Source organism: Haloferula sp. BvORR071 (assembly GCF_000739615.1).
Taxonomy (GTDB): Bacteria; Verrucomicrobiota; Verrucomicrobiia; order Verrucomicrobiales; family Akkermansiaceae; genus Haloferula.
The window spans coordinates 40,634-55,829 of sequence record NZ_BATP01000047.1 but is presented as its reverse complement, the minus strand read 5'-3'; the positions used below and the strand labels follow the sequence as shown (position 1 = coordinate 55,829).

At 64.7% G+C, this 15,196-nt stretch carries 12 protein-coding genes; 6 read left to right on the top strand and 6 right to left on the bottom strand.

The annotated features are described in order from the left end of the window. Position 1: 1 nt before the first annotated feature. The 6 genes from BV071_RS34905 (at position 2) to BV071_RS24315 (ending at position 8,381) form a co-directional block, all read left to right on the top strand. Positions 2-2,698: an alkaline phosphatase family protein gene (locus BV071_RS34905; RefSeq protein WP_265594822.1), complete on the top strand. Its 2,697-nt coding sequence runs from the start codon at positions 2-4 to the stop codon at positions 2,696-2,698. Positions 2,699-2,793: 95 nt separating this feature from the next. Beyond that, a complete protein-coding gene (locus tag BV071_RS24335) occupies positions 2,794-3,405 on the top strand; it encodes a PEP-CTERM sorting domain-containing protein (RefSeq protein ID WP_035612686.1) in 612 nt (203 codons plus the stop codon). Continuing rightward, on the top strand, positions 3,368-4,330 hold the full coding sequence (locus tag BV071_RS24330) for a hypothetical protein (protein WP_265594821.1): 963 nt from the start codon (positions 3,368-3,370) through the stop codon (positions 4,328-4,330). The genes BV071_RS24335 and BV071_RS24330 overlap by 38 nt, the downstream gene beginning before the upstream one ends. A 171-nt stretch (positions 4,331-4,501) precedes the next feature. Next, positions 4,502-7,039 carry a circularly permuted type 2 ATP-grasp protein gene (locus BV071_RS24325; protein ID WP_035612681.1) on the top strand — a complete coding sequence of 846 codons (2,538 nt, stop codon included), beginning with the start codon at positions 4,502-4,504 and terminating at the stop codon, positions 7,037-7,039. Continuing rightward, a complete protein-coding gene (locus BV071_RS24320; RefSeq protein ID WP_035612678.1) occupies positions 7,039-7,491 on the top strand; it encodes a hypothetical protein in 453 nt (150 codons plus the stop codon). The genes BV071_RS24325 and BV071_RS24320 overlap by 1 nt, the downstream gene beginning before the upstream one ends. 17 nt (positions 7,492-7,508) lie before the next feature. After that, positions 7,509-8,381, top strand: a complete 873-nt coding sequence (locus tag BV071_RS24315; RefSeq protein ID WP_035612675.1) for a transglutaminase family protein — start codon at positions 7,509-7,511, stop codon at positions 8,379-8,381. A gap of 47 nt (positions 8,382-8,428) precedes the next feature. Here the strand turns inward: BV071_RS24315 and BV071_RS24310 are convergent, their stop codons facing one another. The 6 genes from BV071_RS24310 to BV071_RS33610 form a co-directional block, all read right to left on the bottom strand. Further along, positions 8,429-9,505, bottom strand: coding sequence for a right-handed parallel beta-helix repeat-containing protein (locus BV071_RS24310; RefSeq protein ID WP_265594820.1), 1,077 nt, complete (start codon positions 9,503-9,505; stop codon positions 8,429-8,431). 177 nt (positions 9,506-9,682) lie between these two features. Continuing rightward, entirely contained in the window at positions 9,683-10,492 is an 810-nt protein-coding gene (gene mazG, locus BV071_RS24305) for a nucleoside triphosphate pyrophosphohydrolase (protein ID WP_052573839.1), read from the bottom strand. A 3-nt stretch (positions 10,493-10,495) separates the two neighbouring features. Continuing rightward, positions 10,496-11,398 carry a rhomboid family intramembrane serine protease gene (locus BV071_RS24300; RefSeq protein ID WP_035612672.1) on the bottom strand — a complete coding sequence of 301 codons (903 nt, stop codon included), beginning with the start codon at positions 11,396-11,398 and terminating at the stop codon, positions 10,496-10,498. A 94-nt stretch (positions 11,399-11,492) separates the two neighbouring features. Continuing rightward, positions 11,493-12,953 (bottom strand): GTPase/DUF3482 domain-containing protein, encoded by a 1,461-nt coding sequence (locus BV071_RS24295; protein ID WP_035612669.1) that lies wholly within the window; start codon positions 12,951-12,953, stop codon positions 11,493-11,495. Continuing rightward, positions 12,938-14,287: a DUF2868 domain-containing protein gene (locus BV071_RS24290; protein WP_035612666.1), complete on the bottom strand. Its 1,350-nt coding sequence runs from the start codon at positions 14,285-14,287 to the stop codon at positions 12,938-12,940. Before BV071_RS24290 ends, BV071_RS24295 begins: the two co-directional genes overlap by 16 nt. Positions 14,288-14,608: 321 nt before the next feature. Continuing rightward, complete coding sequence (locus tag BV071_RS33610; RefSeq protein ID WP_052573838.1) at positions 14,609-15,142, bottom strand: DMP19 family protein; 534 nt, start codon at positions 15,140-15,142, stop codon at positions 14,609-14,611. Positions 15,143-15,196 lie beyond the last annotated feature (54 nt).

Below are 15,196 nucleotides of genomic sequence, written 5' to 3'. Positions count from 1 at the left end.
CTTGTCCACCACACCCGCACCCGCCCCCACACGCAAACGCCTCCTGCTCGTCGGCTGGGACTCGGCCGATTGGAAGATCATCCACCCGATGCTCGATCGCGGGGAACTGCCCGCGCTGCAGTCCCTGATCGAAGGCGGCATCTCCGGCAATCTGGCGACGCTTGAGCCGCAGCTCTCACCGATGCTGTGGACCTCAATTGCGAGCGGCAAGATGGCCTACCATCACGGCGTCGCCGGCTTTACCGAAGTCGACCCTAACAGCAGCCGGGTGGTGCCTGTCTCCGCCACGACGCGGAAGTGCAAGGTGCTCTGGGAGATGCTCGGCGAGCGCGGCTTGAAGAACCATGTTGTCGGCTGGTTCGCCACCCAAGGCGAGCGCGACTTGAACGGCTGCATGGTCTCGAATCTCCATGCCCATCTCAAGGACGTGGAACCAGACCAAGACCCCGCCGACTGGCCACCGCCACCGCCGGGCACCTACTGGCCGCCCGAACTTGCGGCGGATCTCGATGAACTGCGGGTCAGCCCCCACGAGATCGATCCCGAGCAAATCCTCCGGCTCTTCGTTCCGCTGGCCCACGAGGTGGACCAGAGCAAGGACCAGCGCCTTGCCTTGCTGGCAGAGCGCCTGGCCGAGGCTTACTCGGTGCAAGCCGCCGCCACCTGGCTGCTGGAACATCGTCCGGACTGGGACTTCATGGCGGTCTATTTCCGCGCGATCGACGAGATCAGCCACATCTTCATGCCCTACCATCCGCCACGGATGGAGAGCGTGCCGGAGCGCGACTTCGCCATCTATCAGAACGTGGTGGCCATGGCCTACCGCGCCCATGACCTGATGCTCCAGCGCCTGCTCGATCTCGCCGGTCCGGACACAGCGGTCATGCTGGTGAGCGACCACGGCTTCCACAGCGACCACCTGCGCCCCGCCTACACGCCGAATGTACCGGCGGGCATCACTGTCTGGCACCGCCCGCAGGGTGTCCTCGTCGCCAGCGGGGAAGGCTTCCGGAAGGACTCGCTGGTCCATGGCGCACGCCTGTTAGACATCGCGCCAACCATCCTGCATTGGTTCGGCCTGCCGGTCGGCGCGGACATGGAGGGCCGGGTGCTGCAGGAAGCCTTCGAAGAAAGCCGCCCGGTCGAAGCCATTCCCACTTGGGAAGATTCCGGAAAAGTGCACCGCCAGGCAGCAACCTTCAGCGCCGCCGAGAGCCAGGCCCTGCTCGATCAATTCGTGAAGCTCGGCTACATCGACGAGATTTCCACCGACGCCGAGCAAGCCGCGGCCGACACCCGCCGCGAGAACTCATGGAATCTCGCCCGCGCCTGCATCTACGGCGGCCGCTGGGAGGAAGCACTCCCCCTGTTAGAAGACTGCCACCACGGCTTCCCCGAGCGCAGCGACCACGCGCAACTGCTCGCCCGCTGCCAGCTCGTTCTCGGACTCTTGGATGAAGCGGAGCGGACCACCGGGGTCGCCCTTGCCAATGTCGGGCACCGCGGTGGCGCGCGCCTGATCCAAGCCTACATCGCCCTCGAACGGAAACAGCCGGCCCACGCACTCAAGCTGTTAGAACAAGTCCGCGAGGAAGATCCGGATGCGCCTCTCCTCCTCAACTACCTCTCGCAAGCCTACCTGGCCCTGCGCAAGTGGCCGGAAGCGGAGGAATGCGCCCGCAAGATCCTGGCAACCAACCCGGCCGAGGTCCAAGGCCACCTCGCCCTCGCCCGCTGCCAGCTGCACGCCGGTCGTGCGGAGGAAGCCGCCGCCGCCGCGATGGATGCCGTCGCCCACGACTACGCCAACCCGCGCGGCCACTTCCTGTTAGGTTCCGCCTTGCTACACTCGGGCGACCTCGCCCATGCCGAGACAGCATTGCGCAATGCCGTGCAGATCGGCGGCGCCTTCGACCTGGCGAGCGCCTGCCGCATGCTCGCCTACCTGGAGCGTCTGCGCGGCGTTCCCGCCGGTAGCAGCGACTGGTTGCTCCGCTCCCGCGCGGCGCGCAAGGACCGCGATAGCGGAGATACCGCACGCATCAACCGCCTGCGGGAAGAGATCGCCGCCCGCCAGCAAGCCCGCGCAACAAGCCTGCTCCGGCCTCCACTTCCTACCGCCATCCCGATCCACAGCGGCCTCGAACTCCTGATCGTCTCCGGCCTGCCCCGCTCCGGCACCTCGCTGATGATGCAGATCCTCGAAGCCGGCGGCATCGAACCCATGACCGATGGCCTCCGCGAAGCCGACAGCGACAATCCCGCCGGCTACTACGAGTGGGAAGCCATCAAGTCGCTACCCTCCGACCCCCACCTGATTGCCCAAACGCAAGGCAAGGCAGTGAAGGTCATCTCAGCACTACTGCCGCACCTGCCGCCAACCCACCGCTACAAGCTCATCTTCATGACCCGCCCGGTGGAGCAGATCGCCCGCTCGCAACAAACGATGATCCGGCATCGGGGCGAAACGGAAGCCAGCGATCCCGGCAGCATGCAGTCGGAACTCGCAGGCCATTCTAACAAACTGCTCTCCGCCCTCCGCCTGGCACCAGCGATAGATCTGTTAGAAATCCCCTACCCCGACCTGGTTGCGGACCCGGCTCCATGGCTCGCGAAGCTCGCCGACTTCCTGCCTTTGCCATTCGACGCAGGAAAAGCCGGAGTTGCTGTTAGAAGCGACTTGTTCCGCAATCGCTGACCGGAATAGCGCGGAGTTATTACGTCTTCGCGTAGGCTGTTCTCGTTGACCTGATATTTCGGGGCAGTTAATTTCCCGCTCTTCCACCCTCTCCGATGCAGCATTCCTCGACCTCCTCGCGCCTCCTTTCCTACGGCTCCCTGACTCTCGGCACGACCGCCCTGCTCTCCGGCAATGCCGACGCGGCAACAGTAGTCAACGTCAACGCCACCAGCTACAACACCGGCTTGGCCAATATCGGTACGGTTAGCCTCAGCACCACCAGCTTCACGTTCCCGGTCCCGCCTTACACCCCGACCTACAAGGGCCGGATCACCTTGGGAGACAACTTGGTAGGCACGGCCGAGGCACCCTTCCAGCGTGCCGGCTCCGGCGTATCCTTCGCGCCCGATACCACAACCGATTCCTCGCTGATCGAATATTGGAATGGCGGCACGGTGAATGGTGCCGTTCTTGGCAGCGACAACTGGCTCTACGCCGTCAGCAATACGGATTCCTCCCAGCGGGTCTGGCTCCAATTCAATTTCAATATGACCACCAGCACGGCGGTCACAGGCTCGATCATCAAGGCGGTCTTCCCGAGTTCCATCGGTGAGCTTCCCACCGCCCAACTCGCTTCCTCCGCGGTGCCCGAGCCCTCCGCCCTCGCCCTGCTCTCCCTGGGTGCCGGTGGCCTCGTCCTGCGCCGCCGCCGTCGCGCCGCTTGATCCGCACCCGCCACTCATGATCGCGGCCAATGACCGCCCTCTGATCTTCCGCCCGGCCTATCCCGATGAGATAGGCCGGGCGCTTTTTGTCGAAAGCCAGCAGACATGGCCCCACCCGGGGACCTTCTTCTTCCTCGCGGTGGAGGATGGGGAGCCAGCCCGCATCGTCGGAGTGATCCGCTGCATGCGCCGTGCCGCAGGCAAGGACCACCCCGCTTGGATCGACTTCCGCCTGATCGCTGGCCCCGGAGGCGAGATTGCAGGCCACGAGGCCGAATTTCTCAATGCCTTCCTGAGCTTCGCCAGCCCCGGCTTCCACGGCATCCTGCGGCACCTCACACCGGTAGCCGCAGACAGCCCCTTGGATGTGGCCCTGGGTGCCGCGGGCTTCTCCCCGCGCTACCGCGAGTATCGCCTGGAAATTCCCTACCAAATCGCCGCCGACCGGGGTGTGGAGGTGCATGCTCTCATGGCGCGAATCCCTTCCCCACTCCGCGCGGCACAAATCATCCCCCTCCGCGATTGCCAAGTGGAGCAGGCCATCCCGCTCCTGACCGCATCCCAGCTCATGAGCGAGAATGAGATTCGCTCGATCTGGGAGTCCGGCGAGCGCGCCCGCCTCGACCGCGAGGCCTCGGCCTGCCTGGTCCACGCTGGTGAAACTCTAGGCGTGATCCTCTGCGCGGATGCCGGCCCGGACCTCCGCGTCATGGCCATCGCCGGGCGCGAGGACATCCCCGGAGCTCGCCGCCGGGTCATTCCGCTGCTCACCCACCACATGTTCCACGCCACCGCCGGATGCGGCTACCAGCGGGTAATCTTCCGCGCGAATGCCGAAACTGCCGTGCAAACCCGCAACCTCGCCCACCGGGCTGGCGGGTCCACCCTTCTGGAACTCCGCCGCTGGGTGAAAGAAATCCACTGAGCCTCAGTGGGTCCCGCTCATGTCCGGGCCGCTTGGGGTGCATGCCAGACTCCCATCGGCGGAAACGCGATTTCCCCTGCTCCCGGCATGCCATCTGATAGGCTACGGGAGATGACGCAGCCGCCGTCCCCGCCATTGCCAAATGCTAGCGCCCCGGGCATACCGGAGCCCATGGCGGTTGCGGCCACACCCAAGAATACCCTTCCCACCGACTACGCCCGCGGCCCTTGGGACGAAATGCTCGGCGCGGACGGTCGGGTCAATCCCTCGTGGTCCCACGTGGCCGCATGGCTGGGTGGACTCACGCCCGAGCAGGCCGGCGCCACCGGCGGCGAGATCCGCCGCCTGCTGCGCGAGAATGGCGTGACCTACAGCATGCACGGCGAGGCCGATGGCGAGCACCGCGCCTGGCAGCTCGATGCCGTGCCATGGGTGGTCTCCGAACAGGACTGGCGGACGGTCGAGGCTGGCCTAATCCAGCGGGCCGAGCTGCTCGACCACGTGCTGACCGATCTCCACGGCGAGCAACGCCTGATTTCCGGCGGCTGGCTCCCTCCCGAACTCATTCACGCCCACCGCGGCTACCTGCGCCCCTGCCACGGCATGCGCCTGGCCTCGAAGCGACAGCTCATCCTCTACGCCGCCGATCTCGCCCGCGGTCCGGATGGCCGGATGTGGATCGTCAACGATCGCACCCAGGCCCCCTCCGGCAGCGGCTACGTGGTGGAAAACCGCGTGGTCATGACCCGCGCGATGCAGCGGCTCTTCCACCGCACCGGTGTCCGCCGCATCGCGGGATTCTTCCGCACCCTGCGCCAGACCCTGGAGTCCTTTCCGGCCCATGCCGGTGCACGCGAGCCTCGGGTGGTGATCCTCACTCCGGGTCCACTGAGTGAAACCTATTTCGAGCACGCCTTCCTCGCTTCCTACCTCGGCTACGCGCTGGTTCAGGGTGATGACCTGACCGTGCGCGACGGCAGTGTCTGGCTGCGATCCCTCGGCGGCCTTGAGCCGGTGGATGTGATCATCCGCCGCGTCGATGCCTGGTTCTGCGATCCGCTGGAGCTGAAGGAGGATTCACAGCTCGGCGTCCCGGGCCTGTTAGAAGCGATGCGCGCTGGAAACGTCGCGATCGTCAATCACCCCGGCAGCGGCGTGCTGGAGAATCCCGGCCTGATGGCCTTCCTCCCCGGCATAGCCCGCCACCTGCGCAATGAAGAGCTGATCCTCCCCGCCGCCGCCACCTGGTGGTGCGGGGAAAAGCAGGCCCGCGAGACGGTCCTCGCCCGCCTCGACAAGATGGTGGTGAAGTCGATCCACCGCGCGCCGACCTTCGGCACCGTCTTCGGGGCCACGCTTGATGCCAAGGACCTCGCTGCCCTGCGCGAGCGCATTCTCGCCGCACCCGAGTGTTACGTCGGCCAAGAGCAAGTCGGCTTCTCGACTCAGCCTTGCCTGAATGGCAGCACCATCGAGGCCCGCCGCGGTGTGCTGCGCGGCTTCGTCACCTCCACGCCGGATGGCAACTACATGGTGATGCCCGGCGGACTGACCCGCATCGCCGCCTCGCCGGATGCGCTGGTCGTCTCCAGCCAGCTCGGCGGTGTCTCGAAGGATACTTGGGTACAAGGTGTCGATCCCGAACCCTTCGTCAGCCTATGGAGCGAGACCGAGCAATCGCAGCCCGAGCTGGATTCGCGCAACGTCCCCAGCCGCTCCGGCGAAAACCTCTACTGGACCGGCCGCTACGCCGAGCGCGCGGAGGGCACCGCCCGCCTGCTGCGCCGCGCGGTCATCAGCTTCGTGGAAGCGATCGGTGATGATGAAGCGCAGCTCAGCCGCCACCGCGAGATCCTGATGGCTGGACTCGTCGGCGTGACCAATGCCGCGCCAATCGACGCCGCCAAGAATGCCTCGGTGGTGCGCGACGAGGAAGAAGTGGCCTCACTGCTCACCGACCCGCTGCGTCCCGGCTCGCTGCCCGACAACCTGCGCTCCTTCCGCAATGCCGCCTATGCTGTGCGCGACCTATGGTCGCCGGATTCCTGGCGCGTGATCGAGGCGCTGATCCGTGAGTGGGTCGATGGCAAGGCACCGTCGAACCGCCGCGAGCTCGACCACTACACCGATCCGCTCAACCGCCTGATCCTTCACCTGACGGCCCTGCTCGGCCTCAATCTGGAGTCCATGACCCGTGATGCCGGCTGGCGCTTGCTCGACTCCGGCCGCCGCATCGAACGCGCCCAGTTCCTGCTCTCGGTGATCCGCAATTTCCTGGTGGAAACCCGCCCCGCCGGGGAGGAGCAACTGGTGATGGAAACCGTATTGGCCGCCTCCGACAGCCTGGTGACCTACCGCAAGCGCTACCGCACCCATCCGCGGATCGAGCTGGTGCTGGAGCTCCTTCTGCTGGAGCCGAACAACGCCCGCTCACTGCTCTATCAGATGCAGCGCCTCAGCGCGAACATCGAGCAACTGCCCCGCCAGCTCCAAGGCGCACGCCTCACGCCGGAGCAACGGATCCTGGTGGATACCTCCAGCCGCCTGCGGCTCGCGGACATCTCACAGCTGGCACAGGGCAGCAACGGCAGCCGCAAGAAGCTCGAAGCCTTCGTCGGCAACATGAGCAACTCGCTCTATCAGCTCTCGAATTCCCTGACCCTGACCTATTTCCGCCACGCGGAGAGCCCGCATTTCCTCCGCGGGTGATGAAGCGCAAGACGAAGATACTGGGTCTGAGTGCGGCAGGATGTTTCGGTCTCCTGGGCTTGGGCGCCCTTGTCGTGGTGCTCGGCGTATTGGGCCTCTTCTCGATCACCGGCAGACCTTACTTCGATACGCCCCGGGATAAGGCCGCGCTCCGTTCGATCTGCACACCCTATCGCGATATCCCTGCTGCCATCGAGGTGCAGCGCAAGGCCCTTGGCCGCTATCCGAAGGAATTGGCCAACTTCGATCCCTTGCTTCCCGGGGCCAAGGATGCCCTGCGGATCTTGAGAAGCAGTGAACTGGTCTATAGCTGCCCCGGCGATGATCCGGACCAATACTCGCTCTACGACAAGTTGAACTGGGACGGTGCCTTGGTTTATAAAAGCAGCGACCCGCGATGGGTCTACGACGCAGGCTTTGGCGATGGCACGGGCATCTGGCCCATAGATTGATTAGATTTCCGCGCTCCATGCACTACAAGATCCGCCACCGGACCAGCTACCGCTACGACGTCCCCGCGAACCTCTGCCACAATGAGGCGCGCTTGCGGCCGCTTGATCTGCCGGGCCAGCGCTGCCTCTCGTGGAAGCTGACCATCGGGCCGGAGCCGGAGTTCCATCGCAGCCGCCGCGATTCCTTTGGCAACCACATCGACTACTTCTCGATCCAGCGCCCGCATCCGGAGCTGGTGATCACCGCGGAGAGCGAGGTGGAGGTGCTCTCGCACGGCCAGCTCGCCCTCGGTGCAGGCGGTGCCTGGGATAAGGTCAAGGAGACCCTCCTGAATGCCAAGGACCCCGCCTCGCTCGATGCCCGGGCCTTCACGCTTTCCTCCCCGCTCATCCCCGTGCTGCCAGCGCTCGCGGATTTCGCGCGCCAGGACTTCACGCCAGGCCGCTGCATCCAGGAAGCGGTGGCGGCCTTCAACTCGCGGATCTACCGCGAGTTCAAGTTCGACCCCGACTTCACCACAGTCGCCACCCCGGTCGAGGAGGTCTTGGAAAACCGCCGCGGCGTCTGCCAGGACTTCGCCCAACTGATGATTGCCTCGCTGCGCTCGCTGGGCCTGCCCGCGAAGTATGTCTCAGGCTACCTCGAAACCCTCCCGCCACCGGGCAAGCCCAAGATGGTCGGCGCGGACGCCTCGCATGCCTGGGTCTCCGTGTTCGTACCCGGCCAAGGCTGGACCGACTTCGATCCCACCAACGACGTCCGCCCCGGCGAACGCCACATCACCGTCGCCACCGGCCGCGACTACCGCGATGTCTCACCGCTGCGTGGAGTCACCGTGGGAGGTGCGAATCATCACCTGAAGGTATCCGTGGACGTGACGCCAGTGTGAGAGGCTAGTAACAAAGGGACGGCTCTTCCTGGGAGCGTGAATTCCCCCTACTTCACGGCCTCCCCATACACCCCACCCTTCTCCTCCACCGGCAGCTTCGGCTTCGACGCTTGCGGTCGATCCTCCGCCAGCCACCGGTTCCCCTCGAACACAAAAGTCTCCGGAGCGGTCCCCTCACTGATATTCAATTCGGTCCCCACCTGCTCCCTCCGGAACGTGATCTTGTTGTTCATCACCTTCACATTCCGGCAAGGTGCAAAGCCCTCCACCCGCGTCTCCTGAAGCACGCGGAAGATCCACTTCTCCGGCCGCAGGATCGTATTGTTAGAAAACTCCGCGCCATCCACCCCGGTGAAAGCACAGGCACACATCCCACCCTCGATCGTATTCCCGCGGACGATGATGTCCTTCGCCTCATACTTCGCCCCCGGTGGCCGGAAGTAGTCCAGGCCCGTCGAACCGCCGACTTGGATCGGCCGCTCGCCCGCATCCTTGAACGTACACATCTCGATGATCACCTTGCTGCACCCACCTTTGAACTGCGGCCCGGTGTGCTGTGAGAAACCCTCCTTGCCGCTGATGCGGCAACCGGTGATCACCGACTCCGAGCAGCCCACGAAGTCAATCGCCTGGCCGCCCCAGCCGCTGATTTCACAGCGCTCGATGCGCAGATCCTGCAAGCCGGAGCACTTGATCCCATCGAAATTCCCTTGGGGCCCGATGTCCTCAACCCGCAGGTCCTCGATTACCACGCCCTTCACCGGCTCCTCGCGCTTGCCGCCATCGTCGATATTGAAGCCATTCCCCGTCTGCCCGCGGCAGTGGAGATAGCGCAGCTTCAGCCCCTGGCAGCGCGAGAATTGCCAAGCATTGCTACCACCCTTGAACAGCGGCGGCGACTTCGGATCCAGCGCCTCCACGGTGAGATTCGCGACGCCACCCACCGAATTTCCACCCGGATATTCACCCGGCCCGATCTTCAGCGTGTCGCCGTCCTTCAGCTTGCCAATCGCTGCACTCAACTCCGAGGGGTTCTTCACCACAACGGTTTCCGCAGCCAGCGGCGCGATAAAGAGGAGCGGCAGGAACAAGCGCATCCGGACCATACGCGGCAATTCGCTCACCTGTAACAGAGATTCGCGTTCCACCAAACGTGGTCCGTAGTCCCGCCTTGAGGCGGACGAGGCAGTTCTTGCGGCGGATCCACACGGAGGGCCCTCGGAAGGCGCAGGCAGTCGGGGTAGCCTCGTCCGCCTCAAGGCGGGACTACTTACCCTTGCGATTGAGGCCGCCAGAACTTGCTACCTCAGCGCCTTCTTGGCCGCCTCCCACTCATCGTCCATCTCGCTCTCGGTCGCGGCTTCCAAGGTCTTCCCTTTTTCCTTGAGGCGCCGCTCCATCTCGTTGAAGCGCCGCTCGAACTTCTCGTTCGCCGCGGCCATCACCACCTCGGGGTCGAGCTTGCGGAAGCGCGCGAGGTTCACGACCGAGAACAGCAAGTCGCCCAACTCCTCGTCCACCGCCGCCAAATCCTGCGCGTCCACCGCACCTTCAAGCTCCACGATCTCCTCGCGGATCTTTGCCATCACCCCGCATTGGGTCGGCCAGTCGAAGCCGACCTTTGCGGCCTTTTTCTGTAACTTGGAGGCGCGCAGCAGGGCAGGCAGACCCTTGCCGACACCGTAAAGGTAGGGATGCTCGGAGGTCCCCTTCTCGCCGCGTTTGATCTCATCCCACTGCTGGAGCACTCCATCCGTCGTGCTCACACCCGAATCGCCGAAGACATGCGGATGCCGGCGCACCAGCTTCTCGGAAATCCCGCGCGCCACGTCGTCGAAGTTGAAGGTGCCTGACTCCTCCGCCAGCTCGCTGTGGAAAACCACCTGCAGCAGCAGGTCGCCCAGCTCTTCCTCCATGTGCTTCATGTCGCAGCGCTGGATCGCATCGACGGTCTCGTAGGCTTCCTCGATCAAGTTGGTCACCAAGCTGCCGTGCGTCTGTTCCGCATCCCAGGGACAACCTCCCGGCGCCCGCAGGCGGTGCATGATCGCGCGCAGGCGCTCCATCTGGCGGCCTGGCTCCTGGCAGGCGGTCATTTCAGCGTCGGTCATCTCTCAGCGGTCTTTGCGGGATTCACCGGCCTCCTTGAGGATGGCCTGCTCTTCGGAGGTGAGGCTCTGCATGCCCTCCTTGTTGATCTTGTCGAGAATCCGGTCCACCTCGTTGGAGGTCGCGATATCCAGGTGCGTGCGCGGCCGCAGCTTCGACTTCTGGCGCGGCTTGCGCTTGAATTCCTTCGGACGGAGGATCTTGTCCTCCTCCGCCGCCACCGCCATCGTCCGCTTGCCCAAGAGCGCCGGGAAACGTGTCAGCAGGAAACCGAGGATCGCACCGCCGAGGTGACCGGCCTCGCCACCCGAGTTTTCGAACATCTCCTTGTTGTGCACGATCAGGTCACCCGCGATGACCACCAGCGCGAGGCCCATCAGGAGCAGCGCAAATTTCCGGATCGTGAGGGTGATCGGCGGAAACAGCAGGTGCACCTGGGCGTTCGGATCGATCACCGCCGCACCGATCAGGCAGCCGTAGATCCCTGCCGAAGCGCCCACCAGATAGCCACCGGCGGACACGATCCCGATGGTCGACAGCAGCGTGTAAAACAAGGCCCCGGCCGCCCCGCAGAGCAGGTAGAAGGCAGCGAAGCGCTTGCTGCCCCACCAGTTTTCCAGCCACGGCGCAAAGAAGTAGAGGCCGATCGAATTGAAGAGAATATGCGCCGGATTGGCATGCAGGAACTGGAAGCTCACCAACTCCCACACCCGCCCCTCCCCAAAAGCGCTCTCCGGGGCGAAGGCTCCCCATTCAGTGATCTTCTGGTTAAGAAAGAGCCAGTCGACCACGAAGATCACGATGTTCGCGATGAACAGGAACTTCGACACCGGCGGCATCGGCGGCCTGCCACCACCCGCATAGCGTGCTGCTTCGTCGCGAAAGTAGTCCCTGTCGGCGGTGCCCATCCAAAGCAGGGGGTAGCACGGGCTTCCCCTCACGGCAAGGACCAGCGCGGGAAGCTTCGCCTCGGGGTAACACCGTACCCGGGTTTCGACGCCCCTAAGCCTCCTCCGCCTGACTCTCCGCCTCCTCCAGCGACTTCACCAGTTCGCCGAAGACCTCCGGCTCCTTGCCGCGGTCGGGCGAGCCTTTCAGGCAACTGGTGAACCATTTCTGGAGCAGCGTGCGGCGCCCCGCGGGGAAGTGCCGGACCAGACTCTCCTCACCGGAAAGATCCAGCTCCGCCTTGTCGCGGCGGCCGTGCGCCCGGGCGGTAATCCCACGGTGGCGCAGCAGCATGGAGTCCAGCAGCACCCAGGGAAAATTAGGGCTCTGCGGTGGCCCGGCTTCCAGCGCCTGGCCATCGCTCTGAATCTTGCCGAGGCTCACGCCCTTGATCCGCAGCTCCGGCAGTGCACCGCCCTTGAAGAAGGCCGCGGAACCACCCACCACCGCGCCGATGGCGGCGCCCACGAAGAAGCTGTGGCCACCCACGCCGAAATCGATCACCGCACCCGCCGCCCCACCGGCGGCAGCACCCGCCGCCGTGAGTTGGCCACGGCTCAGGCCCCACTTCCGCCAGGTCTCCGCGACCGCTAGGTCCAGTCCGTTGTGCTTGTCCGGGTTGATCTCCGGCTTCAGCAGGTGATGGCGATAGGTCTTCAGCAGGCGCTTCAGGCAATCCTGCTCGATCTCTCCGAGCTTCTTGAAATAGCGGGCTTCCAGCTCCGCCCGCTTCTTCTCGCCGCGCGAGGGCACGCTGCGGTCGCGCAGGTCAATCGGCTCGCTCACCCGCAAGGTTAGCGACTTTTCCAGGAAATCCAGGATCGCCTCCGCCGCTTCCTCGCGGCGGTCGCCCATCTCGTTCTCCATCGCATTGATCACCCGCTCGATGTGCTTGCGATGATGCTCCTCGATCTGCAGTAGCGCCTCTAACAAGCGCCGCCGCTCATCGAAACGCGCCTCATGCGCATCGAAGGTACGGACCAGATTGAAGGCAGTGCCAAGCCGCTCGCGCCACTCGCGCTCCAGCTCGGGATTCGGCTCGCCCTGCGGATTCAGCAGCGCCAGCCGCGGCCGCCCGGTCCAGCGCAGGATCTCGATCTCGGCCAGGAAAGTGTCCCGCAGCGGCTTGCAGGGATCGACCACATAGATCACCCCGGAACCTTCCATCAGCGGCTCTAACAAGCGCACCTCGTCCGGAAAGCGCTGGCGGCACTCGCGGGTGAAGCGCGCGATCTCCGTCGGCCCGGGCACACCCTGCCCCGCGAGCTTCTGAATCTCGCGCATCGCCTCAACTGGCTGCTGAAAACCCGGCGTATCGAGGAAGCGCATCAGCTCCTCGTCGTCGTAGCGCACCGGCAGCGGCAGCACGCCGGTGGTCTCCCCGGGGGTCGAGCTGATCCGCAGCAACTCGTCGTCGTCGATCTCCAACAGGGTCGCGAGCGTCGAGGTCTTGCCGGCGTTAACGCGGCCGACCACCGCGAAAGCGGGGATGTCGTCGCTCAGCCAGGTTCCCATGCGCGGTCCTCTTCGTGGATGCTGAGCTCAACTTCAAGGCCCTTCTGGCCATCGAGGAAGGCTTCCCATGCGGCGCGCTCCTCAGCCGTGGGTTCGCCGGGCCGCCCGGTCTTGTCGAAATCCGCGACGTAAATGACGATCCGGCGGACTCCGCCGGCCTCCAGCACCCGGCGGATCGTCTCCTCCATCCGCCGCGGCGCGAGCGACCAGCCCTCGGCCACCAGAATCACCCCCGCCCGGGCCTTTTCCAGGGCCTTCTTGGCCCCGGCCTCGCGCCCGGCATCGAGCACATCGAGCGTTTCCCAAGCCACCGGATTCATCCGCAGATGGCGCAGGAAAAAGCCCCGCAGCGCATCCCGGTCCGGCGAAATCCCGCCCAAATCCAGCACCAGCGCGCCATCCGCCGGGCCTTCCGGCTCCGGACCACGCCGCGCCCCGGTCAGCACCCGCCACAGCTTGCGGTGCAGCGGCGCTTGGAAAACCGGATCCTTCAGGGCCCGCCATTCCTGCACCTGTGCGAAACAATACAGCAGGAAGCGCGGCAGGATCCCCCAGAAGGCGAGCGCCAGCATCAGGAACCACATCCAATTCTCGCCCCCGCCCGCCCAATCCGCACCGCGCCGAGTGCCAGCGACATTCGGCACGAAATGCGGCATCACGCTGCTCCACGGCGCGGAAAGCAACTTCACCGCGCCCTCCAGCAAGCGCTGCATCGCCGTCTGGGTCGTAGTTTCCCAAAAGAAGCCCACCCGCTTGAAAAAGATCAGGCAGGCCAGCCCGAAGACCGCTCCCAGGTGGAAATCCATCGCCGCTCGCTGGACCTTCCCGGCGATCCGCCAGCCGAGCGCCTTGGCCAGCTCCGGATTGCCCTCGATCCGCGCCAGCATCTCGCGGCCCTTCTCGCCCGAAAACCTCCCCGCCAGCTTCTTCAGCGCATTGCCCGCCAGACCCGCCCCCACCGGGCGGAAGATCCACGCCGCCAGCCCAACCAGCAGCACGACCCACGGCACAAACAGGGTGACGCAGAGGAAGACCACCACATGGATCCCCTCCCGCTGCGGATTGAAGCAGCCCCAGGCCGCCCCGAAACCGGTCACCAAGAACAGCACCGCAAACAGCCGCCCCGCCCAATTCAGCGCCGAGACCCAGCTCGCGCCCGGCCCACGGCCGGGCACCGCCTCCTTCCACTCCTTGAAAGTCCCGCTCCGCGACTCCCCGGCGCTCAACTCATCCGGGCGCGAACTCCCGTCCCAAGCCGCCAAGGCGACTTCGAAGTCGATCAGTTCCTCCAATTTCCAAGGCCCGCCGGAGCCGCGCATCGCGGGCAGTGTCAACGGGGAGACTCACAGGGCCAAGCCCGAAGAATGCCCCACCGGGACGCCCCTTTCAACGAGCGACTCTACCGCCGGGTGCGCGGAGCCACCGGCCCGCAGAACGGTCCCTGACTGCGGGCAGCCCATCAAAGTCGGCAGCAAAGCCACGGCTCTATCCACTCCTACCCCGCAATACCGCCTGCAATCGTGGTCGCTTCTGCGGGCCGGTGGCTCCGCGCACCCGGCGGAAGAGCCGCCATCATGATTGGAAATGGAAAGCTGTGGGCAAGCGGCAGGGCCGGGGCCTAACAACAATGAACGCCCCCGCGGATGGGGTCCGCTTTACTGGCCGCGGCCAGGCAATACCACTCGCGTGATCTTACCAGAAAAGTAGAAGGCCGCAGGCTGCTTGCGAATGTATTGAATCACACACTCATCGATATCCACCTTCTCCTGCAACTCTCCGAACGCCTCGTCGACATCATCGAAGGAGGGCTGAAAACGATCCAGTTGTTCGTTCCGTTCCAGGCGATCAAACGATGGCGATCCTCCCATTCGCTCGGCGGAGATCCGGAGAATATCGGCAGCGCGCGAAACACCGAATTCCGCGAAACCTTCAAGAGCATCGCTCCAGACAATCCCTGCTGAGTTGGAATAGAACTGCCAGTGGCCACCGTTGCTAACCTCTTTCAGGTACCAACGCACGGCGAAGACCAAGCGTTGCGGCCGCGAAAATGCCTCCAAGCTCTTCTCATAAGCGACCGGACCGTCGTAAATGGTCGCGATCCACCAAACCGGATGAATGATTGCAGCAGGATCCCCGGCCGCGATCGTTGCATCCTCTACAACTACCTCCACCGTTTCGCGTCGAACCATGTTGTCTCTAGGGTTGAATTTTCCAAGTCGGATGGCCGCTCCAATCCAATGCAA

What these genes read in the sequence shown, in the direction of transcription:
- BV071_RS24335 (WP_035612686.1), top strand. Translation starts at nt 2,794, where the DNA reads ATGCAGCATTCCTCGACCTCCTCGCGCCTCCTTTCCTACGGCTCCCTG.
- BV071_RS24300 (WP_035612672.1), bottom strand. Translation starts at nt 11,398, where the DNA reads ATGGGCACCGCCGACAGGGACTACTTTCGCGACGAAGCAGCACGCTAT.
- BV071_RS33610 (WP_052573838.1), bottom strand. Translation starts at nt 15,142, where the DNA reads ATGGTTCGACGCGAAACGGTGGAGGTAGTTGTAGAGGATGCAACGATC.
- BV071_RS24295 (WP_035612669.1), bottom strand. Translation starts at nt 12,953, where the DNA reads ATGGGAACCTGGCTGAGCGACGACATCCCCGCTTTCGCGGTGGTCGGC.
- BV071_RS24320 (WP_035612678.1), top strand. Translation starts at nt 7,039, where the DNA reads ATGAAGCGCAAGACGAAGATACTGGGTCTGAGTGCGGCAGGATGTTTC.
- mazG (WP_052573839.1), bottom strand. Translation starts at nt 10,492, where the DNA reads ATGACCGACGCTGAAATGACCGCCTGCCAGGAGCCAGGCCGCCAGATG.
- BV071_RS24325 (WP_035612681.1), top strand. Translation starts at nt 4,502, where the DNA reads ATGGCGGTTGCGGCCACACCCAAGAATACCCTTCCCACCGACTACGCC.
- BV071_RS24315 (WP_035612675.1), top strand. Translation starts at nt 7,509, where the DNA reads ATGCACTACAAGATCCGCCACCGGACCAGCTACCGCTACGACGTCCCC.